Origin of the sequence: Clostridium sp. ZBS2, from assembly GCF_023845855.1 — a bacterium.
In the GTDB taxonomy this organism is placed as follows: domain Bacteria; phylum Bacillota; class Clostridia; order Clostridiales; family Clostridiaceae; genus Clostridium; species Clostridium aquiflavi.
Genome location: NZ_JAMQIF010000016.1, coordinates 246910 through 271443, shown reverse-complemented (window position 1 = coordinate 271443; position 24534 = coordinate 246910). Strand labels below are relative to the sequence as shown.

Below are 24534 nucleotides of genomic sequence, written 5' to 3'. Positions count from 1 at the left end.
CAATGCCACTTTACCTATTGTATATATCAACACGCATTTAAAACAGAGCCATAAATTAAAATAAAGTATCAAATATAATAAGGAGGTAGTTTATTTAAATATTGTACAATATTTAAAGTGAAATTTTTAAGTTTATGAGTAATATGATATGATTATATTTAAGTAAAACTAGTAAATAATAATATGCAGAGGATGACGTAATATGGAAGAAGTTATAATGTTAGAAGGATTAAGCGCAAAGGAAATATGGGAAAAGATATATAATAAAGAATTAGATTGTAAGAAAAATGTATTAGACTATATAGAAAAAATGAGAATACTTAAAAAATCAAATGTTAATGAAGAGCAAATTCAAGATACTTATAATTTTATTTATGATAGCATAGATGCTATGGCTGATAAAATAAAACCAAACACTATTATGTATTTAAAAAATCAACTTAAATCACAGCTTGGGAAGTATGTTTCAATAAAAGATCCTAAAAAAGAAAATGGATTTATAACATTTTTTAAAAAAGCTTACCCAGAAAAGAACAGAAGAAAAGATTTCACATGGGTATTAATGGATATAAACAAAATATCAGAAGAACAAATTTGGACTACATTAACTTATATTAATAGAGAATGTCTAAAAAATAACTGTAAAATAACTGAAGACGAAAAATCTGATATTATTAAAATAATAGAAAAATTAATTGCAAAGAATAACATAAAATATATAAATCAAGTTAAAAGTTTAGAAAAACTTCTTAATGTTTTAAAGATTAAAGTTGTGACTGTAAAAGATAGGTATAGCATTAAGTCTATAAATTAAGTTTATTATATAGATGATAATAAAAAGATAACACTATATTAGATATGAATAAAAAGTAATCTTGCTTAAAAGAATAAATATATCTAAAATAACACATCCTTATAAAATAAGAATAAAGTTTATAAGGATGTGTTAATTATGCCTTGGTATATAATTTTAGTAATATTTATTATAGTATGTTTAATAGGAATATGGATAGCTAATTGGTACAAAAATAAAAGATAGGTAATTCTTTTGATAATATAGGAGAATATTTATGAAAGTAAGATTAGGATATGTTTCAATAGCAATGAATTTAGGAAAAAAAGTTACTAGTTCTAGTACAGTAACTTTTAAAAATTATAGCAAAATAATAGAACAAGAAAAGAAGAGTGAAAAATTAAAATCAGTTGCATTATCTAACTTAAATGACTTAATAAAGATACTTGAATATAATATAGAAAACAATATACATTTCTATAGAATAACATCAGCTTTGATTCCTCTAGTCACTCATCCAGAAGTGGGGTACTGGGGTCATAGAGAGATGTTTAGAAAAGATTTTAAATATATAGGGAATCTCATAAAAAATTCTAATATGAGAGTAGATACTCATCCAGATGAATTCAATGTTATAAATAGTATAAATCCTAAAGTTGTTGAAAATACAAAATTAAATTTAATACGTCAAGCAGAGTGGTTTGAAGATTTTGATTATAAAGAAGGAAAAATGGTAATACATCTTGGTGGAGCTACAGGAGGAAAAGAAGAGGGGATTAAAAGATTTATTAAAAATTTAAAAGAGTTTCCCACAGAAATAACGTCTAGATTAATTATAGAAAATGATGACAAAACTTATACTGCAAGTGAAATTTTAAATATATCTAAAGAATTAAAAGTACCTATGGTATTAGATGTTCATCATCATAATTGTAATAATTCTGGAGAAAACATAATGGAGTTAATTGAAGGTATTTTTAATACTTGGAATGAAGAGTCATTACCACCTAAAGTCCATTTTTCTAGCCCTAGGGATCATGAAAAAGATAGAAAACACTCAGAATTCATAAATGCAAATGATTTTGTAGAATTTATTGAAAAAACTAAAGTTATAGATAGAGATTTTGATGTTATGCTTGAATGCAAACAAAAAGATATAGCATTATTTAAATTAGTAGAAGAAATAAAAGAAATTAAGCCTAATTATAAATGGATTGATCAAAGTACTTTTGAGGCTTAACCAAAAATGGGGCTGTTGCAAAACTAACTTGAAAGTTAGTTTTGCAACAGCCTCTTAAAATAGATATTTTTATATAGATAGAAAATATTATAATAATTGGTTTTACTAAAAGGTGATTTTTTACTTAAATTATGTAAAAAATTTAAAATATTTAAAAATAAAATAAAATTAACTAGGAATATTAAACTATTAATATAAAATATTGTATTAAAAAATAGTATTGTAGTATAATTATTTATATAAATATTGTCGAAAAGGGAGAAATTATGAAAAAGAGATTAATATTGAAAAAAATAATGATTGTAGTAATATTTTTTAGTTTCTTAATAATAAATACTCAAAATGATGTTAAGGCATACAATAATATTAATTTTAAAAGTATTAGTATAGATGATGGATTATCTCAATCTAGTGTAGAAGACATTTTTCAGGATAGCAGAGGATATATTTGGATAGGTACTCATGATGGATTAAATAAGTATAATGGAAAAGAATTTAAAGTTTATAAATATGAAGAAAATTCAAATAATAGTATTTCAAGTAACAGTATAACCGCAATTAAAGAAGATAAATTGGGAAATTTATGGGTTGGGACAGCAAATGGATTGAGTAAGATTAATTTAAAGGATGATTCAATTAAGAATTATTATGATAAGGAATCACAAGGAAATTTATCTAATTATAACATTTGTGATATTTTAATTACTAATGACCAAAAAATATTAGTTGCTACAGCTGATGGGTTAAATATTTATAATGAAAATGAAGACAAGTTTGAAAGAATTCTATATAGTAATAATCAACAAGTTCTTACTAATCAGGTTATATATAGCTTAGATGAAGATGAAGATGAGAATATATGGATTGGAACTGAAAATGGACTAAATAAAGTAAATATGCAAACTGAAAAAATAGAATTTTTATATAATACTAATAATAACTATAAAAACTCTATACATAAGGTATATTCAGATAAGAATGGACAAGTATGGGTAGGAACATCTGGAGCTGGATTATTGAAGGTAGATATAAAAACAAATAATATAGTTGAATATAAATCTCAACATATTGAAGAAAAAAAGGAATTTGAAAAAGGAAAGTTAAAAGGTGGAGTAGTTAAAGATATTTTAAGAGACAGTAGGGGAGTAGTATGGGTATGTACAGATTATGGATTATCTATGTATAATAAAGAAGAAGATAATTTTACTACTTATATAAATAGAGTGTATGATAAATTTAGTTTGATAAATAAAAGCACGTTCTCTATAATGGAAGATTCTACAGGATTGATGTGGGTAGGTACATATGGTGGAATAAGTACATTCGATCCTAATAATGGAATAAAACATTATAAACATGATCCTTTTTTAAAAGACACGATAAGTGATAACTCCATACAAGGGATTTATGAAGATATTGAAGGATTAGTTTGGATAGGTACTAGCAATAAAGGATTAAATATACTGAATCCAAAAACTGAAAATGTAACAAGAATAAATTCTAAAAATAGCAATCTTGTAAGTGATAAAATTAAATTTATAACTGGAAGAAAAAATGAAATTTGGGTAGCTACAGATAATGGTTTAAATAAAATTGATAAAAATACTAACGAAGTTAAAGTATATACAATTGAAAATGGATTGACTAATAACAACATAAGAACTTTATTTATAGATAATAAAGATTGTTTATGGATAGGAACAGCAGATGGTATTAATATTTTAAATTTAAAAGACGATACTGTAGTAGATATGACATATATTTTAAAAGATAATAATATAGTAGATACTTATGTTGATAGTATATATCAGGATAAAGAAGGAATGTATTGGATAGGGTTATATATGAATGGAGGGTTAATAAGATTAAATCCATATGATATGACTATAAAAAATTATACTAAAGTTGAAGGTGATAACAATACGATAAGTTGTAATGCTGTAGTTTCAATAGTAGAGGATACAAAAAATAATATATGGATAGGCACTAAATATGGACTAAATAAATTAGATAAGAATACAGAAAAATTTACAAGATACACAGAAAAAAATGGACTTGCTAATAATAATATTTATGGAATTTTAATAGATGATTATGATAATCCTTGGACAAGTACTAATAATGGAATATCAAAATTAGATATAAGTAACAATACATTTACTAATTTAAATATATCAAATAGACTTCAAAGCAATGAATTTAATGGAAATAGTTATTTTAAAAATAGTAAGGGAGAATTTTTATTTGGAGGTATTAATGGATTAAATATATTTAATCCATTAGAAATAAATAAAAACAGAAGTTTACCTAAAGTTTTTTTTGAAGCATTTGAAGTAAAGGGAAAAAAATATAAAAATATAGATGGATTAAAATTTAATTCAGATGAAAATATGGTTAGAGTTAAAATGTTTGTTCCAGATTATAAGAATAGAGATGCTATAAAGTATTTTTATAAGTTGGAGGGGATAGATAGCGATTGGAATATGGGGAATTCTAATGAATTTACTTATAATAATATAAAATCAGGGAATCATATATTAAAAGCAAAAGTTGAAATGCCGGATGGGAGTCTAAGCGATGAAAGCCAAATTACATTTACTATAAAACCACCATTATGGAAAAGTAAACAAGCAATAATACTATATTTAATTATATCTATACTAATAATTTATTTAAGTCTTAATAAAATGAAGAATCTTGATAGAATGGTTGAAAAAAGAACTAAGCAGTTAAGGGAAGAGATGGACAAAAATAGCAAATTATTAAATAAAGTTATTGACTTAGAGCGAAATAAGAATAATTACTTTGTTAATCTTTCTCATGAACTTAGAACACCTTTAAATGTTATTTCATCTACAGAACAGCTTATATCAGAATTAAACAAACAAGATGATGGAATAGATAAAGAAAAGTTAAATTATTATATGAAGATAATAAAAAGAAATTCAAATAGATTATTAAGGTTAATAAATAATATAATAGATACAAATAAAATTGAAAGTGGAAGATATGAAACAAATTTTAAAGAAAATGATATAGTATATTTAGTTGAGGAAACATCTTTGAGTTTAAAAGATTATATTGAAAATAAAGGAATACACCTAATTATAGATCCGGAAGTTGAAGAAAAAGTTATAATGTGTGATAGTTATGAAATTGAAAGATGTATAGTTAATTTAGTAAGTAATGCAGCTAAATTTACACCAGAAGGCGGAGAAATAAAAGTAACTTTAAAAGATTTAAATAATAAAGTCATAATTAAAGTTAAAGATACTGGAATAGGAATAGATCCTAAATATCATAAAGCTATATTTGATAGATTTAATCAAATTGTAGATGCAAATTCAGAATCAAAAGGTGGCAGTGGATTAGGATTAACTATAACCAAACATATTATAGATTTACATAAGGGAAAAATATATATTAATAGTGATATTGGAAAAGGCTGTGAATTTGTTATAATATTACCTACTAATATAGAGTAGAATTTATATGTATCATTAAGCTTGTAAGGTTGGGATATAAAATATGAGAATAAACAAACTTTTTAGTAATTTAGGTATTTGTTCAAGAAAAGATACTAGTAAGCTCATTGAAGAAAATAGAATAATTGTAAATGGAATTCCATGTATACAAGGACAATGGGTAGAATTAGAGGATGAAATTCTTCTTGATAACAAGACTCTTCCAATAAAGAAAAAAATCTATATAGCATTAAATAAACCAGTAGGAGTAACCTGTACTGCAGCAGATGAAGTTGAAAATAATATAATAAATTTTATGGATTATCCTGAATATATATTTCCTGTAGGTAGATTAGATAAAGCATCTCAAGGATTAATATTGTTAACTAATGATGGGGATTTAGCTAACAATATTTTAGAATCAGAAAATGAACATGAAAAAGAATATATAGTTACTTTAGATAGACCTTTTAATAATGAATTTATTTTAGGAATGACAAGTGGTGTTGAAATATGTAATGTAAAAACAAGACATTGCAAAGTAAGAAGAATTTCGGAAGATACATTTAACATTGTTTTGACGCAAGGTCTTAATAAACAAATTAGGAGAATGAGCAAAGTTTTTGGATATAATGTTAAAAAATTAGAAAGAATAAGAATTCTTAATATTGAACTTGGAAATTTAGAATATGGTAAATGGCGTTATTTATTAGAAGAAGAAATAGAAGGGTTAAAAAATTCTAAGTAACAAAAATTTTTAGACAATATATACATATAGGGCTATATTTTACTACAATTCCATTTTACCTATTGCATATATCAATATATGTTTAAAACATAGCCAAATATAAAATATTTTAATTAAATATATCGTAAGGAGAGATTTTATATGGAAAATTTTAATTATTCAATACCTACTGAAATTTACTTTGGAAAAGGTCAAATAAAGCATTTAGGAAATGCTATAAAAAAATATGGAAGCAAAGTTCTTGTTGTATATGGTGGGGGAAGCATTAAGAGAATAGGTTTATATGATGATATGATGAAAATATTAAAAGATAACAATATATCATATGTAGAACTTTCTAATATAGCTCCAAATCCTAGAATAGAGTCCGTTAGAGAAGGCGTAAAACTTTGTAGAGATAATGATATAGAAGTTGTTTTAGCTGTTGGAGGAGGAAGCACAATAGATTGTGCTAAAGTTATTGCAGCAGGAGTAAATTATGATAATGATCCATGGGATATTGTATTAGATCCAAGCAAAATAACTAAGGTGTTACCTATAATTACCACTTTAACTTTATCAGCAACAGGTTCAGAAATGGATCCATATGCAGTTATATCTGATATGAGCAAAAACCAAAAAATAGGTACAGGTCATGATAAGATGAAACCTAAAGTATCAATATTAGATCCAGAGTATACTTACTCTGTTCCTAAAAATCAAACAGCAGCAGGAACTGCAGACATTATGAGTCATATATTTGAAAATTATTTTAATAATACTAAAGGAGCATTTATCCAAGCAAGAACTGCGGAGGGACTACTTAAAGCATGTATGAAATATGGAAAAATAGCAATACAAGAGCCTAATAATTATGAAGCAAGAGCAAATTTAATGTGGGCATCTAGTTTGGCTATTAATGGTTTAATATCATATGGAACAGCTGGAGCATGGTCAGTACATCCAATGGAACATGAACTAAGCGCATTTTATGATATAACTCATGGAGTTGGTTTAGCGATTTTAACACCTCATTGGATGAGATATGTTTTAAATGATGATACGTTATATAAATTCGTTGAGTATGGAGTTAATGTGTGGAATATAGATGAGAGTTTAGATAAATATGCTATAGCTAATACTGCAATAGATAAGACTGCAGAATTCTTTAAAGAATTAGGAATTCCATCAACATTAAGAGAAGTCGGAATTGGAGAAGAAAATTTTGAAATTATGGCACAAAAAGCAGTAAAATCAGGATTACAATATGGATTTAAACCGCTTACGCCAAAAGATGTAGCGAACATTTATAAAGCTGCATTATAAATATTTATTTAAAACTTGTGTTAATAATTAAAAATAAAAAGACTGGTGTACAATAAATTTTTATTCATTGTACACCAGTCTTTTTGCATAATTTATATAAAAAAGATTTATATTATTAATGCTTAAATGCAAAAAATTTCATTAATACAAATGTTACAGGAACTCCAATTATAGCTGCTAAAACATAAGCTATAAGCTTGTGTAATCCCATCATGTTAAATACTATAAGAACAACTATATTTTGTATAATAAAATTTGGTATATATGAAATTGCAAATTTTATAAATTTATTAAAATCTAAAGCTTCTTTAAATGTAAAGAAACTGTTCAATAAATAAGATATAAATAATCCACAAATATATCCTACCACAAAAGCTATGTTCTCATTTAAAAAGCTTGAAAATATATATGAAAATACAACCCCAATAAATGTGTTTATAAGTCCTATAGTTACAAAAATAAAAAATTGTTTTGTAAAAAATGTATTTTTAAATTTTAGTATAAGCTTATCCAATATAGTCACCTACATATTAGTTTTATTTTCATCAGTTTTTATTAATTTATCAGCGATAATAAAACGAGGTCTTTGTTTTGTTTCATTATATATTTTCCCTATATATTCTCCAATTACTCCTAAAGATAAAAGTTGTATTCCACCAAGCATCCAAATAGATAAAGTTAATGAAGTCCAACCTGTAACTGTTTCACCTAAGAATTTAACTATAAGAGAATAGATTAAAGCTATAAAACTAACAAAAAATATAAAGAATCCTAATCCAGTAATTATTCTTATTGGTTTTATACTAAAAGATGTAATACCATCTAATGCAAAAGCAAGCATCTTTTTTAAAGGATATTTTGATTCTCCAGCAAATCTTTCATGACGCTCATATTCTACAACAGAGTATTTGTATCCAATTAAAGGAACAATACCTCTCAAGAATAAATTCACTTCTTTAAATTGACTTAATCCATCTAAAGCTCTTTTACTCATAAGTCTATAATCAGCATGATTGTACATAACATCTACACCAAGAGCATTCATAAATTTATAAAATCCTAAAGCAGTTGTTCTTTTAAAGAAAGTATCTGTTTGTCTAGATGATCTAACACCATAAACAACATCACTGCCTGAATAATATTCTTCAACAAACTTATCAATTACTTCAATATCATCTTGGAGATCAGCATCTAGTGATATTGTTATATCAGCATAATCTTTAGCAGTCATTAATCCAGCTAATAAAGCATTTTGATGTCCTTTATTTCTAGATAAATTTACTCCACTGAAAATTGGATTTTGAGCATGAAGCTCTTCAATTATATCCCATGTCTTATCTTTTGAACCATCATTAACAAATAAAATTTTACTATCATTTGATATAAAATCTTTATCTATCATGGAATTCATTTTTACTAATAATCTCTTTGCTGTTTCGTGTAATACAGCTTCTTCATTATAACAAGGAATTACCAAGTATAGGCAACCTTTCATATTATACTACCTCCAAATTGTCAATATATACGTTATGAAATATATGTACCAATGTTTCATAACGTATAAAAATACAAAAATCATTATAATCCATAATATTCAAATTGTAAACAAAACTCTGAGTTAAAGCAAGTGTATATAGGAAAAAACTTATCATTGACCATTAATAAATGAAAAAATATAATTAATTTAGATAAAGTATGTAACTTAAGAAAATATTAAAAGGAGAATTTGATGAAGTTATTAGATAAAGGTGATAAAGTTGGAATTATAGCATGTTCTAATGGGATTAATAAAAGCATGAAATTAAAGATTAACGAATTGGAAAGAATTTTAAAATCTATTGGTTTAAATGTTGTTTTTTCTAATACAATATATAAAAAATATTCTGTATTTAATGGAAGTGGAAAAGAGAGAGCTGATGAACTTATGAAATTTTTTGAAAATAGTGGCATAAAAGCTGTTTTTGATATTTCAGGTGGAGATTTAGCTAACGGAATCTTAGAATATTTAGATTTTAACACTATAAAGAAAAATCCTAAATTATTTTTTGGTTATAGTGATTTATCAGTAGTTATAAATGCATTATATACTAAAAGTGATATAAAAACGTATCTTTATCAAATAAGAAATCTAATTGGAGATAATTCTGAAATTCAAATTAAAAATTTTAAAGAAACATTTATGGAAGGTAAAAAGAGTCTTTTTGATTTTAAATATGAATGGATACAAGGAAAATCTATTGAAGGAATAGTGGTAGGTGGAAATATACGTTGTTTTTTAAAACTTGCTGGAACAGAATATATGCCTAAATTTAAAGATAAAATTTTGTTATTAGAGAGTTTCAGTGGTGATGTGGCAAAGATGGCTACATATTTAACTCATTATAAGCATTTAGGAGCATTTAAAGAGATAAAAGGCATAATACTAGGCAATTTTACAGAGATGGAAAATAATCAGTATAGACCTAGTATAATTGAATTAGTAAAAGAAATAGTAAGTGATGAGAATATGCCTATAATAAAAACAAGTGAAATTGGTCATGGCTCAGACTCAAAATGTGTTATTATAGGAAAGAATATAGAATTAAAATATTATAGAAGGTGAAATAATGAAGTGTAATATAAAAGATATTAACATAAATTATGAAATGATAGGTAAGGGAAAGCCAATTATTATGTTACATGGCTATTGTGTAGATAATAGACTAATGTATGGGTGTATGGAACCTATATTTAAAGATAAAAAAGATTATAAACGTATATATATAGATTTACCTGGAATGGGAAAGTCAGATAGTGCTAAATGGATAACTAATTGTGATGATATGCTTAAAATTTTAATTGAATTCATAAATAAAATTATTCCTAATGAAAACTTTTTAATTGCAGGTCAATCTTATGGTGGTTTTTTATTAAGAGGAGTAATTTATAAAATGATGGACAGAGTAGATGGGGCTTTATTAATATGTCCTGTAATAAAACCTAATAAACAAAGTAGGGATGTCCCTAATCATGTAGTAATAAAAAAAGATGAAAAATTGATATCTAAACTTAACTTTGAAGAAGCTGAAGATATTAACAATTGTTTAGTAATTCAAAATCAACAAATTTACGAAAGATATAAAAATGAAGTTGTAGATGGAATAAAAATATGTAATATGAAATTTTTAGACAAATTTCAAAAAGAGGGATATGAATTATCTTTTAATGTTGATAACTTAAATAAAAAATTTGAAAAACCTGTTCTAATTTTAGTTGGGAAACAAGATTCGTGTGTAGGTTATAAGGATGCTTTTACTATATTAGATAATTTTCTAAGAGCTACTTTTGTTATATTAGATGGAGCAGGACATAATTTGCAAATAGAACAAGGTAAAGTATTTAATTCACTAGTAAGTGAATGGCTAAATAAAGTGGAAGAATAATTATATATGAATTTTGGATAAGATAGAAAATAATACAGGCAAAAGTATATTTTCTTATAATATTACAGGACTTGTTTTATTTACAATAGTCATTAAGTTGTTATAAAATAGTATAATAATTCAGAATTAAGATGGGATGAATTTAAATGAGAAATGATGTTGATTATTCACTAGATGAGAATTTAAGAAGCAGTATAATTAAAGCTAGAGATGTTATTTTAGATAAATTATATAATGCTAATGTATATCTTTTTGGTTCAATATCTAAAGGGAGATATTCAAAACAAAGTGACATAGATTTACTTGTTATAATTGACGAAAATAAATCAACTAAAGAATTAAGGTTATTAAGACATGAAATTGAAGATGCAATAGATGACATTAAGTTAGAAAAGGATGTAGATATTAAGTTATATAGTAAGATAAGGTATGATAAGCTTTGCAAAACACCATGTTTTGAGCAAGCAATACTTGAAGATTTAGTTAACATAGGAGGCTGGTAAAATGGTAAATAAGGATATGTTTTATTTTGCTGATATCGATGAACGCTTTATTATGGAATAAAATTTCATCAAACTACGATTATTGACAAAACATGACCATTAATATATTATAAAATAAAGAAAATACAAATTAATAATAAAGGCAATGAAAAAGAGGAGTAAAAACTGAAAGTATTATAAGGAAACTCGTTTTTATAAGATGAGAAGTACGGTTCTTTTAAGCTAAACTGTAGATTTAGAAAGAACAAAAAAGAGAGAGGGAATAGGTGAAAGCCCTTATATGGAAGGTTTTGAAGGTAGCTTTTGAGCTTCTTTGGTGAAAAAATAGTAGCTAAAGACGGTTTTTCTAAATCGTTAACTAATTAAGAGCCATTAAAGCATTATAGTTGTGCTTGTGTGGAAATAAAGGTGGTACCGCGAGTCTTCGTCCTTTTATGGATTGAGGGCTTTTTTTATTGCAGAAAAACAATAATTAATTAGCTTTAAATAATAGCTCTGTTTTAAATATATCAACACCATATTAAAACATAGTCTACAAACAACAAGAGCTAATTTAAATAATAGGGAGGAAAACAAATGTCAGAAACAAAAAATATTGCAACAACTTATGATCCAAAAGAATTTGAAGACAGAATTTATAAGACATGGGAGGAAAAAGGTTATTTTACTCCTGTAGTAGATAAAAATAAGAAGCCATTTACAATAATAATGCCACCACCAAACATAACTGGTGAATTACATTTAGGTCATGCATTTGATGATACTCTTCAAGATATGCTTATAAGATTTAAAAGAATGCAAGGTTATGCAGCATTATGGTTACCAGGCGAAGACCATGCATCTATAGCAACAGAAGTCAAAGTTGCTAATGAACTTGCTAAGCAAGGTTACAATAAAAAAGAAATGGGAAGAGAAGCATTCCTTGAAAAAGTTTGGGAATGGAGTGACGATTATAGAGCAAGAATAAGAAATCAAGTTAAAAAACTTGGAGTTTCTGCTGACTTTACAAGAGAAGCATTTACAATGGATGAAAATTTAAGTGCAGCTGTAAAGCATGTATTTGTTAAGCTTTATAATGAAGGTCTTATTTACCAAGGAAATAGAATAACTAACTGGTGTACTCATTGTCAAACAGCACTTTCTGATGCTGAAATTGAATATGAAGAACAAGCAGGTCATTTCTGGCACATCAATTATCCATTAACTGATGGAAGTGGAGTTTTAGAAATTGCAACAACAAGACCAGAAACATTACTTGGAGATAGTGGTGTAGCTGTTAACCCTAATGATGAAAGATATAAACACCTTATTGGTAAAACTGTAATATTACCACTTGTAAATAGAGAAATTCCTATAGTTGGAGATGACTATGTTGACCTAGAATTTGGTACTGGTGCGGTTAAGATGACTCCAGCTCATGACCCTAATGACTTTGAAGTAGGTAAGAGACATAATCTTGAAATCATAAGAGTTATGGATGATAAAGGTATTATAAATGAAAAAGGTGGAAAATATAAAGGCTTAGATAGATATGAAGCTAGAAAAGCTATAGTTAAAGATTTAGAGGAAGCAGGACTTCTAGTTAAAATTAAAGATCACTCTCATAATGTTGGTACGCATGACAGATGTGGTACTACAGTAGAACCAATAATATCTAAGCAATGGTATGTTAAGATGGAAGATTTAGCAAAACCTGCTATAGAAGTAATTAAGACTGGAAAAACTAAATTTGTTCCAGAAAGATTTGATAAGACATATTTCAACTGGATGGAAAACATTCAAGATTGGTGTATTTCAAGACAATTATGGTGGGGACATAGAATACCAGTTTACTACTGTAAAGATTGTGGTGAAATGATGGTACTTGAAGAAGCGCCAACTAAATGCTGCAAATGTGGATCTAAAAATATGGAACAAGATAATGATGTACTTGATACATGGTTTAGTTCAGCATTGTGGCCTTTCTCAACATTAGGTTGGCCAAATAAAACAGAAGACTTAGAATATTTCTATCCAAACAATGTTTTAGTTACTGGACATGATATAATCTTCTTCTGGGTTGCTAGAATGATATTCTCAGGACTTCATTGTATGGGAGAGACTCCATTTAATACTGTATTAATACATGGACTTATAAGAGATTCTCAAGGTAGAAAGATGAGTAAATCTTTAGGGAATGGTGTTAATCCATTAGATGTAATAAGTGAATATGGTGCGGATGCATTAAGATTTATGATTGCAACTGGTAATGCTCCAGGAAATGATATGAGATACTATCCTGAAAGAGTTGAAGCTTCAAGAAACTTTGCTAATAAGATTTGGAATGCTTCAAGATTTGTTATGATGAACCTTGATAAGGAAATCATGAATAAATACAAAGATTGCAAAGAATATTCATTAGCTGATAAATGGATATTATCAAAAATGAATACATTAGTTAAAGAAGTTACAGAAAATATGGATAAATATGAACTTGGAATTGCAATGCAAAAAGTTTATGATTTCATGTGGACTGAATTCTGTGATTGGTATATAGAACTTGTTAAACCAGTATTCTATGGTGAAGATGAAAAAGCTAAGGGAGTGGCATACAATGTATTAAATACTGTATTAGTTACAGGATTAAAATTATTACATCCAGCTATGCCATTTATAACAGAAGAAATCTTTACTCACTTAACAGATGAAGAAACAATTACAACATCTGTTTGGCCTGTATTTGATGAAGCTCTAGTAAATGCAGAATCTGAAAATGATATGGCATACATTATTGAAGCTATTAAGGGATTAAGAAATGTAAGAGCTGAAATGAATGTACCACCATCAAGAAAAGCTAAGGTTATTTGTTATATTGCAGAAGATGCAAAACAAGCATTTACAGCAGGTAAAGCTTACATGGAAAAATTAGCATCAGCTTCAGAAGTTGAATTCATAGCTGATAAATCAATTGTTCCAGAAAATGCAGTTTCATTAGTAGTTAAGGGTGGAGAATTATTCATACCATTACTTGATTTAGTAGATAAAGATAAAGAGCTTGAAAGACTAAATAAAGAACTTAAGAAACTAGAAGGCGAAATCGAAAGAATAGATAAGAAATTAGGAAATGCAGGATTCGTTGCTAAAGCTCCAGCCGCTGTTGTAGATGGAGAAAAAGCAAAGAGAGAAAAGTATGTTGAAATGCTTGATGCTGTTAAATTAAGAATTGAATCTTTAAATTAATTATATAATTAAGATGTGATTTTAATGAGAATTGTACACATATTTGAATGTGTGTACAATTCTTTTATTATATATGGAAAAGTATAGAATTTTTAAAGCATGAAAAGCAAATAAAATATAGTGAAAAGCAAATAAAAGGTGAGAATTAAAAGTTAAGAAAAAAATCATTGATGGAAGTTTTAGTGTCTAAAAAGTAGAAACAAGTAGATTTCACTAAAGGGGTAAAATAATAACTTTGTTATTTTAATCTTAAAATAATTTAAAAACATGGTTTAAGGTTAAATTATATATTATAATCATTTTAATAATAAATAGATAAAAGTTAATAATTACAAATAAAATTAAGTATAAAGGAGAGTTTTACATGATTATAACAACAACACCATCTATAGAAGGTAAAAATATTTTAGAATATAAAGGAGTGGTATTTGGGGAGGTAATCTCAGGTGTGAATTTTATAAAAGATTTTGCAGCTGGATTATCTAATTTCTTTGGGGGACGCTCTAACACTTATGAAGGTGAATTAATTGAGGCAAGAGAAAAGGCTATGAAGGAAATGGAAAATAGAGCTATACAAATGGGAGCTAATGCAGTAGTTGGAGTAGATATTGATTATGAAGTACTAGGAGCAGATAATGGAATGCTTATGGTAACAGCATCAGGTACTGCTGTTTATTGTGAATAATATTAGAAATTTTTAATATCACTAATATATATAAGTAAAGAGTAATTAAATAATTTAATATAATAAGTATATATTAAAAAAAGTAAAATAAATATTAATACAGTTGGTTATATAAGCTAAATAAGCAAATTTTACAGATAATTAAAGGGGAAGCAAATGAAAATGAATTATGAAGAAGCAATGAATTATATAAGTAGTGTAGGTAGGTTTGGATCTAATTATGGCTTAAAGAGAACTTATAGATTATTAGAGATATTAGGAAATCCTCAAAAAAAATTAAAATTAATTCATATAGCAGGAACTAATGGCAAGGGTTCTACAACTTCAATGATAACTTCAATTTTAATTGGTATGGGATATAAAGTTGGAATGTATACATCACCTTTTTTAGAAGAGTTTGAAGAAAGAATTCAAATTAATGGTGAAAATATACCTAAAGAGAAATTAACTTATTCAATTAATATAGTAAAAAAAGCTGTAGATAAAGTTATAGAAGAAGGATATGATCATCCAACTGAATTTGAAATTTTAACAACAGTTATGTACCTATACTATTATAATGAAAAAGTTGATTATGCTGTAATTGAAGTAGGACTTGGAGGTGAGTTAGACTCTACAAATGTAATAACTCCAATTGTTAGTGTTATTACATCAATTAGTTTTGATCATATGAATATTTTAGGAAATTCTTTATATGAAATTGCTATGCAAAAGGCTGGAATAATAAAGAAAGATATTCCAGTAGTAGTTTATCCTCAAAGTAATGAAGCTATGAAAGCGATAAAAGAAAAAGCTGAAATAGAAAAGAGTAAGGTTTATGAGATAGATAGTAAGAGTGGAACACTTTTAAAGATAACTTTTAATGAAAATTTATATCAAGAAGTTAAAATTAAGACTAGAAATAATTTATATGAAGTTAAATTACCATTAATGGGTGAACATCAAATTTTAAATTTAAGTGTGGCTTTAAATACAATAGAGGTATTATGTGAAAGAGAGGGGTTAATAATTAATAAAGAGATAATGGAAAAATCTATTGAATCTGTAAAGTGGAAAGGTAGATTGGAAGTATTAAATAAAAATCCTTTAATTATAATTGATGGTGCTCATAATATAGAAGGCATAAAGATGCTAAGGAATAATGTAGAAAAATACTTTAGATATAATAAGATTTATCTATTATTAGGAATTTTAGCAGATAAGCAAGTAGAAGAGATGGTTAAAGAGATAACTAAAATAGCACATAAAATATATGCATTGACGCCTCATAGTGATAGAGCAGAACTGAATACAGAATTAAAAAGTGAGATATTAAAATATAATAAAAATACTATAGCTTTAGATAGTTATGAGCAAGCAATTAAGCAAGCATTGAACGAAGCAAAATCAGAAGATTTAATATTGATAAGTGGGTCATTATATATGATAGGGGATATGAGAAAAATAATAACACAAAAAATAAAGATATAGAAAAAGTTTTTATATGTTTTTTGTACTTAGAAGGGAATGAGAATTTAATGTTTGATTTTACTAATAAATGTGAAAAAACAACAATATATGAGGAATTAAATAAGTTTTATAGTAAAACCCCAGATTTACCATATAGTTATCAGGATTTTGAAATAACAGGATTAAGAGAGTTTAAGGTTTTATATAATAAAATAAAGCCATTAAAAAAAAATCAAAGAGTAAAATTAGCTAATGAGCTTATTGAGTTATTGGTAGATTATACAAAGGAAGAGAAAGAAGAGATTTTTGAAAATATAAGAGGATATATGGCCCTTAATCCAATAAGTGATTATTATGAAGAATTTATAAAAAATTTTAGAGCATTTATAGAAGCTTTTATAGAATATAAAGAAGACTTAACTAATCTTTTGAAAAAATTAATACTAGAAAGTAATTCTCATGATGAAATAAAGCTTGGACTTATGATGTTATGTGTTCTAAAAATTGATGATATAGAGAAAGTATTGAAAGTATTATCAATCAATAATGAATATATTTTTTATGTAATACAAGTATATGAAACTATGAAAAATTCTAATGAAAGAGTATTTAATTTAGCTAAGCATTCTATAGGATATGGAAAAGCAATATGTATACATGAATTACAGCCTGTAAGTGATGAAATAATTGAATGGTTAATATTAGATGGATTAGAACAAAATTTTGGCTATTTGGAGTCATTAGAGTATACAATGTTATCAGTAAATCTTCTTAAGTTTTTAAAATCAGGGAGAATAAATAAAGATAATATTAAACTACTATCTAAGTCATTTGGTGAACTGTTTTCAGAGTATACAATTAATAACATAGATAATGGTTTTAATGTATGTTTTGAATACTTTAAATTAGTTGATAAGTATGGATATGATATATATAGTTTATATGGGGTTATAAGTGGAATATATTCTATAGATACTTTTATATTTGAAGAATATGGTGATGATAGAGTTGATAGGATAACATCTTTAATACCACAGTATGAAAAACTTTCTAATTTTGCTGATGAAATATATATAAAAGATATTTGGAAAGATGTTATTTTAAAAGAGTTAAGTAATATAGATTTAGAAATTGAAGTTTTGATAGATGCAATGGAAAAAACAGAGTTTCAGATTTCTAACGAAGAATTTATAGGACTTATAGAAAGAGATCATATGAATCCAGCATTATATAGATATGGACTTGAAAAAGGAAATAAAGAATTAAAAGAATGTATATATAATATAGCATATGATAAACTTCCAATTATAAAAATTTTAAATAGAAATAAAGAAATTATAGATTTAGATGATCTTATAATTAAGCCAATGTATCATCTATGTTTCTATTTTTTAGTTAAGGGAATTAAATATAATGAATTTCCTGAAGAATATAAGAAAATAAATTTTGATGCTTTAAATGCTAGTTTAGTAGAAACTCGTAATAAAGCTATTAACAATCTTATGTTAATTAAAAATGAGTTTTCAGATGATGATAAAAAAATAATAGAACAGCAATTAACGGAAGAAACTTTAAAAAAATCATTAACATCTTTATTAGACAATTTGCCTAATAAAAAGAAAGAATATTTAGAATTAAATAAAGAGGAAATAATACCTCATGTTAAGGATATATATGTTATGTCAACATATATTGCAGATACTAAATATAGAGATTTAAGTGTTATAGATAATAATTACTTAGAAGATGAGATACTATATTTAATTAGAGAAAAAGATAGTAAGTATGATGAAAATGCTATAAATATAGTTACAGGTAAGGGGTATGTATTAGGGTATGTACCTAAATCGGATAGTTTAATATTGAAGAATATGATTGATAATGGAAAATATTTTTATGGAGTAATTGAAAAGATAAGTGAAAATTTTGATAGAATTGATATTATGATTTATATGAGTTATAAAGATGTTATAGACGAAATAACCAACACAATATCATTATTATATAATAGGGATGGAAAGTATTTACAATAGAAAAAAGGGTGTATCGAATTTTTTACGATACACCTTTTATTTTTAACAACTCACTTTCCATTCTATTAAGGCCTTAGCTAATTGATCAGGGCAAGAAGTTTCTTTAATTCCGCATTTAATTCCTCTTAATTTTTCAATTGCCATATCAACATCCATATTTTTAACTAATGCACCAATACCTAAAAGATTTCCTGCACAGCCACCAATGAAATTTACAGATTGTATTTTATTATCTTCAATTTCAATATTTATAGTAGTGGAACAAACACCTTGAGTTTTATATGAAAACATATTAACTTTCACTCTCCTTATTATTAATAAAAATAAACTAATATTTTTATTATAGTAGTATTTTGTCAAGAAATAAAGATATTAGAAAAAAAATAGTAGTACCATTAATATCTTTTGAGAATATATTATAAATACAAGAATGATTATCCAAGGGGGGAGAAAGAGATGAAAAAATCAATTATTATATGTAATACAGGATCAAATACATTAAGTAAAATTGATGTTGAAAATTTAGGGATTGAAACTTTGAATTTATCTCTAGAAGGGAAAGAGATAGGACCTCATGGATTGTCATTATATGATAAAAAAATCGTAGTAGCCAACAATTATAGTAATACTATATCATTAATAGATGCAGATAAATTTAAAGAAGAAGAAAATATATATATAGGAGCACATCCAAATGATTTAGCAATTTACAATAATAAGCTATATGTCTTATGCGGTGAAGCAAATTCTCTTATAATATATGACTTATTTAAAAGAGACATTGATTTAGAACTACCAATGGGAGTATTTCCTCATAGTATAGTATTTTTTCATGAAAAAAATAGAGCATTTATAAGTAATATGGGTGATGACACTATATCAATAATTGATTGTATTGAAAATAAAGAGATAAAAAGAATAAAATGTAATAAATATCCGACTAAAATAGTCATATCTAATAACAGAAAGCATTTATATATATGTGAAAGTTATATAGGTTATGCTACAAGCGGAAGTATATCTATAATATCCTTAGAAGACTTATCTTTAAAAGCAACTATAAAAGTAGGGAATGGTCCAGTTGATTTTTGGGAAGAAGAAGGATATATTTATGTTTCTAATTTTGTAGAAGGATCCATTAGTGTTATTAATGTAAATAAATTAAAAGAAGAAAGTAAAATATTTATTTCAGGTATGCCAAGAGGAATTATTAAAGTTAATGAAAAAATTTTTGTTGGAGATTATCTAAATGGAAAATTGAAGGTTATTGATTTAAAAGGTAGGATGATAAAAAACATAGCAATAGGAAAAGAACCTAATGCTATGCTTTTAGTTAAGAATCTTCACTAAATAACATATTTATTATATTATTATAAATATTTGATGGATTATCTTTCCATTTATTGCAAAGGAGAATAGCTTGTTTTTTCGTTGGAACTGTTAGTTTTAATTCCATAAGCACACCTTCATTTTCTATAGCTTTTAGGTGTACTAAAAAATTATCATTATTATCAAGTGTATAATCACTATGTATAGTAAGCTCTTTTTTTATAAGTTCTAATTTTTCTGTTATATATTGTTGTACAATTGAAATCTTTGAAGGGGATATTCTATCTTTAAATAAAGTTAGAACAGTATCTCCTTTTTTTGTTAAGCATAATAATTTCTTATCATTATTCTCTTTGTAAACAACAAAATCAGCACTTTCTAATTCAGATAAATATTGTTGAAGTGTGAAGTAATTAATAAAATTATTTTGAAGTACTATTTCTGTTAACTGAGTATTAGATATCGGGTCTTTTATTGCTTTTAATACATAGAGTATTAATAATTTATTCTCCGCTAATTCTGCTGAACTTTCGTACATAAACTAAACCCCCATGATCGTTTAAATAATATATATATTATATCATAAAATATGATTTATTGAATATAGTTAATATTAATAATAATTAAGTAGAATGAAAAATTATAAAATATAAGGAGAGTTTAGGGATGAAATGGAGAAAAACACGGATATTTTTGGATTTAATTTTAATAATTATAGTAATTTTCATATCAATAGAGTCTAATAAAAATGTAAATGCTATTTGTGTAAATCTATATGAACATCCTATATATTCTGTTGATATAGAAGAAAAAGCAATTAGTCTAACTTTTGATATAAATTGGGCGGAAAAGGATAATCTTCAAAGCATATTACAAATATTAAATAAATACAATGTAAAAGGAACATTTTTTATAATGGGGGGATGGGTTGATTATAGTAGTGAAAACGTTGAAAAGTTAAAGAAAATTAAAGAAGGGGGGCATGAAATAGGTAATCATAGTTATAAACATCCTGATTTTGCAAAGATAAGTGAATTAAAAATAGAAGAACAGCTTAAAAAGACAGATGAAACTATAGAAAATAACATAGGAGAAAAAACTAAACTTTTTAGGTTTCCTAGTGGGTCATACAATAAACAAGCAATTCAAAAAGTAAAAAGTTTAGGGTATATTCCAATTCAATGGAATGCGGATTCTGTTGACTGGAAAGAATTAGGACAAGAAAGTGAATATAATAGAGTTATGAAAGGGGTAGCGCCAGGAGCAATAGTACTTTTTCATAATAATGCAAAATATACTCCAAACAATTTGGAGAGAATTATAAAAGAGTTAAAAACTCAAGGATATGAATTTAAAACAGTAGGAAATTTAATATATTCTGATGAATATTATATAGACGAAAATGGTATTCAGCACAAAAATAAATAATAAAGATTGAAAATAAACCAGGATTTGTATTATAATGGTAATAAGTGCTAGTGGGAGTACTGTTTACCAAATTATTAACAGTAGAGAGAGGGGTAACAATGGATAATTTAATGTTAAATAACAAGATTTATCTAGAAGGTAAAATAGCATCTGGATTAGAATATAGCCATGAAATGTATGGGGAGGGTTTTTATACTTTTAATTTAGATGTTATGAGATTAAGTGATTCGGTTGATAGGTTAAATATAACTATATCAGAAAGATTAATTGCAAATATTGATTTAAGTATTGGAACAGAAGTTATTGTTGATGGTCAATTAAGATCATACAATAAATTTATAGATGGATCTAATAAACTTATACTTACTGTTTTTGCAAGAAATATAGAGCCATGTTTAGAAAGAAGTAAAAACCCAAATGAAATATTCTTAGATGGTTATATTTGCAAAGAACCAGTTTACAGAACAACACCTTTTGGCCGAGAAATTGCAGATGTATTACTTGCTGTAAATAGAGCATATAATAAATCTGATTATATTCCAACAATTGCATGGGGAAGAAACTCAAGATTTTGTCAAAGCTTAAATGTTGGAGATAATATAAGAGTATGGGGTAGAGTTCAAAGCAGAGAGTATCAAAAGAAAGTTTCTGATACTGAAACTATAAAGAAAATTGCTTATGAAGTATCTATATCAAAAATGGAAAAAGTAGAGGGTGACAATTCTTCAAACGAAGAAGGAGCAGTTTAAAATAATTAATATATAAATAAAAAGGGGATTTCTTAAATTAGAAATCCTCTTTTTATATGTATTATTTTCTTAAATCCTCTAATAATTGAGTTTTACCTTTTGTTTTATCATCAACTGATTTAATTATTTTTGCCGGAGAACCAGCAACAACAACGCCTTCAGGAACATCTTCTGCAACAACAGAACCAGCTGCAACAACAGAACCAGCACCAATTTTAACTCCTTCTAAAATAACAGAGTTAGCACCAATTAAAACATTGTCTCCTATTGTACAAGGTTCTTTACTTGGTGGTTCTAGGACACCAGCAACAACAGCGCCAGCACCAAGATGGACATTTTTACCTAGCTTACCACGAGCACCAATTACAGCGTTCATATCTACCATAGTACCATCACCTATCTCAGCACCAATGTTTATTACGGCACCCATCATTACTACAGCATTTTTTCCTATAGTTACTTTATCTCTAATAATAGCACCAGGCTCTATTCTAGCTTCCACTTCAAGTAAATCAAGCATAGGAATTGCAGAGTTTCTTCTATCATTTTCTAATCTAAAATGTTTTATAAGATGTTTATTATCTAATATGATTTTTGCTACTAAATCAGATTCTCCTATTAATATGTAAAAGCCATTTGCTCCATACCATTCAATATCATCCATTAAAGCATTGCTTAAATCTCCATTAACATATACTTTAACAGGAGTAGATTTTTTTGATTCTTTAATAAATCTAGCAATTTCATAAGGATCTGTTAAATTATAAGACAAGTATATCACCCTTTCATTAATTACAATTACTTTAATTATAATAAAAAAACAAGATAAATGAAAGAGAAACATTGAAAATAGAAAAGTTTGAATACTATTATTTAATAATGTAGAATGATTTATAAGAAAATAATAGATATACTATGTTATAGTATCAATATTTTAATAAATAATAATGTTAATATCAATGTTCATTTAAAACAGATCATAAAATAAAAGTAAAAAAAAGGAGAATAATGATGAATAATAGGGTAAAAAAAATACAAATTTCGGGAATAAGAAGATTTTATGAAAAAGTTCAAAAAGTTGAAGGTGCAATATCTTTAACAATAGGGCAACCGGATTTTAATGTTCCAATTGATATAAAAAAGGCAATGATAACTGCAATACAAGAAGATAAAACTACATATACTTCTAATTCTGGTATTGAATCTTTAAGAGTGGAAATAAGCAAGTATTTAAAGAAGTTTAATATTAATTATAATAAGGAAGAAATATGTATAACAGTTGGTGGTAGCGAAGGGTTATATTCAGTATTATCTGCAGTTATTAATGAAGGTGATAAAATATTAATACCATCTCCTGCATATCCAGCTTATGAAAGCATATCTAATATAATAGGAGCTGATGTAGTAAATTATTCTTTAAATGATGATTTTACATTAAATATAGATGAAATTAAAAAAAATATAAAAGAACAAAATATTAAATACTTATTAATCTCATTTCCATCTAATCCCACTGGAGCAATACTATCTAAAGAAAACAGAGATGAATTAATAAAACTTATAAAAGAAACTAATATTACTATAATAACAGATGAAATGTATTCAGCTATAATATTTGATGAATATTATTCTGTTGCTCAAGATAATGAAATATTAGAAAAAGTTATATATGTAAGTGGATTTTCAAAAATATTTTCAATGACAGGACTTAGAATAGGATATTTTGCATGCAAAAGTGAATTTATGAAAGAAATAATAAAAGTACATCAATATGCTGTTTCTTGTGCTCCATCTATAGTACAATGGGGTGCTTTAGAAGGATTAAAAAAATCACTTGATGATGTAGAGACGATGAGGAAATCTTTTGAACTAAGAAAAAAATATTGTATTAAAAGATTAAATGATATGGGGATAGAAGTTGTTGAACCTAAAGGAGCATTTTATATATTTCCATCAATTAAGAAATTTAATATGACATCAGAAGAATTCTGTACTAGACTTTTAAATGAAGAAAAGTTAGCTTGTGTTCCAGGAACGGCTTTTGGAAAATTAGGTGAAGGATACATGAGAATATCTTATTGCTATAGTAATGAAATTTTGTCACAAGCTTTTGACAGATTAGAAAAGTTTATAAAAAAGTTGTCTAAATGATTATCAACTATAGAAT

Annotated in this window: 21 protein-coding genes; 16 read left to right on the top strand and 5 right to left on the bottom strand. The window is 26.1% G+C overall.

Annotated features, from left to right (window positions below; all coding sequences use genetic code 11):
- Positions 1 to 202 precede the first annotated feature (202 nt).
- The 5 genes from NG918_RS10635 (at position 203) to NG918_RS10615 (ending at position 7550) form a co-directional block, all read left to right on the top strand.
- Entirely contained in the window at positions 203 to 814 is a 612-nt protein-coding gene (locus NG918_RS10635; RefSeq protein WP_252226126.1) for a hypothetical protein, read from the top strand.
- A 256-nt stretch (positions 815 to 1070) separates the two neighbouring features.
- Positions 1071 to 2033, top strand: coding sequence for a UV DNA damage repair endonuclease UvsE (gene uvsE, locus NG918_RS10630; RefSeq protein WP_252226124.1), 963 nt, complete (start codon positions 1071 to 1073; stop codon positions 2031 to 2033).
- A gap of 266 nt (positions 2034 to 2299) precedes the next feature.
- The gene (locus tag NG918_RS10625; RefSeq protein ID WP_252226122.1) at positions 2300 to 5518 is read left to right on the top strand and encodes a ligand-binding sensor domain-containing protein; all 3219 of its coding nucleotides are present in this window, start codon (positions 2300 to 2302) and stop codon (positions 5516 to 5518) included.
- Positions 5519 to 5561: 43 nt separating this feature from the next.
- Entirely contained in the window at positions 5562 to 6245 is a 684-nt protein-coding gene (locus NG918_RS10620) for an RNA pseudouridine synthase (RefSeq protein WP_252226120.1), read from the top strand.
- A gap of 141 nt (positions 6246 to 6386) precedes the next feature.
- Entirely contained in the window at positions 6387 to 7550 is a 1164-nt protein-coding gene (locus tag NG918_RS10615; RefSeq protein WP_252226119.1) for an iron-containing alcohol dehydrogenase, read from the top strand.
- A gap of 115 nt (positions 7551 to 7665) precedes the next feature.
- On the opposite strand, the gene NG918_RS10610 is transcribed toward NG918_RS10615, so the two are convergent.
- Together NG918_RS10610 and NG918_RS10605 are read right to left on the bottom strand one after the other, a co-directional pair.
- Positions 7666 to 8064, bottom strand: a complete 399-nt coding sequence (locus tag NG918_RS10610; protein WP_252213170.1) for a GtrA family protein — start codon at positions 8062 to 8064, stop codon at positions 7666 to 7668.
- A gap of 9 nt (positions 8065 to 8073) precedes the next feature.
- The gene (locus NG918_RS10605) at positions 8074 to 9045 is read right to left on the bottom strand and encodes a glycosyltransferase family 2 protein (RefSeq protein ID WP_252226117.1); all 972 of its coding nucleotides are present in this window, start codon (positions 9043 to 9045) and stop codon (positions 8074 to 8076) included.
- A 234-nt stretch (positions 9046 to 9279) separates the two neighbouring features.
- On the opposite strand from NG918_RS10605, the gene NG918_RS10600 reads away from it, so the two are divergent.
- From NG918_RS10600 to NG918_RS10570, 7 genes are all read left to right on the top strand, one after another.
- Positions 9280 to 10152, top strand: a complete 873-nt coding sequence (locus NG918_RS10600; RefSeq protein WP_252226115.1) for a S66 family peptidase — start codon at positions 9280 to 9282, stop codon at positions 10150 to 10152.
- Positions 10153 to 10156: 4 nt separating this feature from the next.
- Positions 10157 to 10972 (top strand): alpha/beta fold hydrolase, encoded by an 816-nt coding sequence (locus NG918_RS10595; RefSeq protein WP_252226106.1) that lies wholly within the window; start codon positions 10157 to 10159, stop codon positions 10970 to 10972.
- A gap of 146 nt (positions 10973 to 11118) precedes the next feature.
- Positions 11119 to 11475 (top strand): nucleotidyltransferase family protein, encoded by a 357-nt coding sequence (locus tag NG918_RS10590; RefSeq protein ID WP_252213173.1) that lies wholly within the window; start codon positions 11119 to 11121, stop codon positions 11473 to 11475.
- Between the two features lie 576 nt (positions 11476 to 12051).
- The gene (locus tag NG918_RS10585) at positions 12052 to 14694 is read left to right on the top strand and encodes a valine--tRNA ligase (RefSeq protein ID WP_252226104.1); all 2643 of its coding nucleotides are present in this window, start codon (positions 12052 to 12054) and stop codon (positions 14692 to 14694) included.
- A 364-nt stretch (positions 14695 to 15058) separates the two neighbouring features.
- Complete coding sequence (locus NG918_RS10580) at positions 15059 to 15379, top strand: putative heavy metal-binding protein (protein WP_252213175.1); 321 nt, start codon at positions 15059 to 15061, stop codon at positions 15377 to 15379.
- Positions 15380 to 15535: 156 nt separating this feature from the next.
- Complete coding sequence (locus NG918_RS10575; protein ID WP_252213176.1) at positions 15536 to 16849, top strand: bifunctional folylpolyglutamate synthase/dihydrofolate synthase; 1314 nt, start codon at positions 15536 to 15538, stop codon at positions 16847 to 16849.
- 47 nt (positions 16850 to 16896) lie between these two features.
- Positions 16897 to 18861, top strand: a complete 1965-nt coding sequence (locus tag NG918_RS10570; RefSeq protein WP_252226101.1) for an HIRAN domain-containing protein — start codon at positions 16897 to 16899, stop codon at positions 18859 to 18861.
- Between the two features lie 42 nt (positions 18862 to 18903).
- Here NG918_RS10570 and NG918_RS10565 read toward each other — a convergent pair whose 3' ends face one another.
- The gene (locus tag NG918_RS10565; RefSeq protein ID WP_252226099.1) at positions 18904 to 19152 is read right to left on the bottom strand and encodes a TIGR03905 family TSCPD domain-containing protein; all 249 of its coding nucleotides are present in this window, start codon (positions 19150 to 19152) and stop codon (positions 18904 to 18906) included.
- 165 nt (positions 19153 to 19317) lie between these two features.
- On the opposite strand from NG918_RS10565, the gene NG918_RS10560 reads away from it, so the two are divergent.
- Complete coding sequence (locus tag NG918_RS10560) at positions 19318 to 20211, top strand: YncE family protein (RefSeq protein ID WP_252226096.1); 894 nt, start codon at positions 19318 to 19320, stop codon at positions 20209 to 20211.
- On the opposite strand, the gene NG918_RS10555 is transcribed toward NG918_RS10560, so the two are convergent.
- A complete protein-coding gene (locus NG918_RS10555) occupies positions 20195 to 20728 on the bottom strand; it encodes a DUF4364 family protein (protein WP_252213180.1) in 534 nt (177 codons plus the stop codon). The genes NG918_RS10560 and NG918_RS10555 overlap by 17 nt on opposite strands.
- A gap of 128 nt (positions 20729 to 20856) precedes the next feature.
- Here NG918_RS10555 and NG918_RS10550 point away from each other — a divergent pair, with 128 nt between their 5' ends.
- Complete coding sequence (locus NG918_RS10550; protein WP_252213181.1) at positions 20857 to 21618, top strand: polysaccharide deacetylase family protein; 762 nt, start codon at positions 20857 to 20859, stop codon at positions 21616 to 21618.
- A 98-nt stretch (positions 21619 to 21716) separates the two neighbouring features.
- Positions 21717 to 22367, top strand: a complete 651-nt coding sequence (locus NG918_RS10545) for a single-stranded DNA-binding protein (RefSeq protein ID WP_252213182.1) — start codon at positions 21717 to 21719, stop codon at positions 22365 to 22367.
- Positions 22368 to 22428: 61 nt separating this feature from the next.
- On the opposite strand, the gene dapD is transcribed toward NG918_RS10545, so the two are convergent.
- Positions 22429 to 23139: a 2,3,4,5-tetrahydropyridine-2,6-dicarboxylate N-acetyltransferase gene (gene dapD / locus NG918_RS10540; RefSeq protein ID WP_252213183.1), complete on the bottom strand. Its 711-nt coding sequence runs from the start codon at positions 23137 to 23139 to the stop codon at positions 22429 to 22431.
- Positions 23140 to 23378: 239 nt separating this feature from the next.
- Here dapD and NG918_RS10535 point away from each other — a divergent pair, with 239 nt between their 5' ends.
- Entirely contained in the window at positions 23379 to 24518 is a 1140-nt protein-coding gene (locus tag NG918_RS10535) for a pyridoxal phosphate-dependent aminotransferase (protein ID WP_252213184.1), read from the top strand.
- Positions 24519 to 24534 lie beyond the last annotated feature (16 nt).

What these genes read in the sequence shown, in the direction of transcription:
- NG918_RS10585 (WP_252226104.1), top strand. Translation starts at nt 12,052, where the DNA reads ATGTCAGAAACAAAAAATATTGCAACAACTTATGATCCAAAAGAATTT.
- NG918_RS10545 (WP_252213182.1), top strand. Translation starts at nt 21,717, where the DNA reads ATGGATAATTTAATGTTAAATAACAAGATTTATCTAGAAGGTAAAATA.
- NG918_RS10560 (WP_252226096.1), top strand. Translation starts at nt 19,318, where the DNA reads ATGAAAAAATCAATTATTATATGTAATACAGGATCAAATACATTAAGT.
- NG918_RS10615 (WP_252226119.1), top strand. Translation starts at nt 6,387, where the DNA reads ATGGAAAATTTTAATTATTCAATACCTACTGAAATTTACTTTGGAAAA.
- NG918_RS10550 (WP_252213181.1), top strand. Translation starts at nt 20,857, where the DNA reads ATGAAATGGAGAAAAACACGGATATTTTTGGATTTAATTTTAATAATT.
- NG918_RS10605 (WP_252226117.1), bottom strand. Translation starts at nt 9,045, where the DNA reads ATGAAAGGTTGCCTATACTTGGTAATTCCTTGTTATAATGAAGAAGCT.
- NG918_RS10625 (WP_252226122.1), top strand. Translation starts at nt 2,300, where the DNA reads ATGAAAAAGAGATTAATATTGAAAAAAATAATGATTGTAGTAATATTT.
- NG918_RS10570 (WP_252226101.1), top strand. Translation starts at nt 16,897, where the DNA reads ATGTTTGATTTTACTAATAAATGTGAAAAAACAACAATATATGAGGAA.
- NG918_RS10595 (WP_252226106.1), top strand. Translation starts at nt 10,157, where the DNA reads ATGAAGTGTAATATAAAAGATATTAACATAAATTATGAAATGATAGGT.
- NG918_RS10620 (WP_252226120.1), top strand. Translation starts at nt 5,562, where the DNA reads ATGAGAATAAACAAACTTTTTAGTAATTTAGGTATTTGTTCAAGAAAA.
- NG918_RS10535 (WP_252213184.1), top strand. Translation starts at nt 23,379, where the DNA reads ATGAATAATAGGGTAAAAAAAATACAAATTTCGGGAATAAGAAGATTT.
- NG918_RS10580 (WP_252213175.1), top strand. Translation starts at nt 15,059, where the DNA reads ATGATTATAACAACAACACCATCTATAGAAGGTAAAAATATTTTAGAA.
- NG918_RS10575 (WP_252213176.1), top strand. Translation starts at nt 15,536, where the DNA reads ATGAAAATGAATTATGAAGAAGCAATGAATTATATAAGTAGTGTAGGT.
- uvsE (WP_252226124.1), top strand. Translation starts at nt 1,071, where the DNA reads ATGAAAGTAAGATTAGGATATGTTTCAATAGCAATGAATTTAGGAAAA.
- NG918_RS10555 (WP_252213180.1), bottom strand. Translation starts at nt 20,728, where the DNA reads ATGTACGAAAGTTCAGCAGAATTAGCGGAGAATAAATTATTAATACTC.
- NG918_RS10590 (WP_252213173.1), top strand. Translation starts at nt 11,119, where the DNA reads ATGAGAAATGATGTTGATTATTCACTAGATGAGAATTTAAGAAGCAGT.
- NG918_RS10635 (WP_252226126.1), top strand. Translation starts at nt 203, where the DNA reads ATGGAAGAAGTTATAATGTTAGAAGGATTAAGCGCAAAGGAAATATGG.
- NG918_RS10600 (WP_252226115.1), top strand. Translation starts at nt 9,280, where the DNA reads ATGAAGTTATTAGATAAAGGTGATAAAGTTGGAATTATAGCATGTTCT.
- NG918_RS10565 (WP_252226099.1), bottom strand. Translation starts at nt 19,152, where the DNA reads ATGTTTTCATATAAAACTCAAGGTGTTTGTTCCACTACTATAAATATT.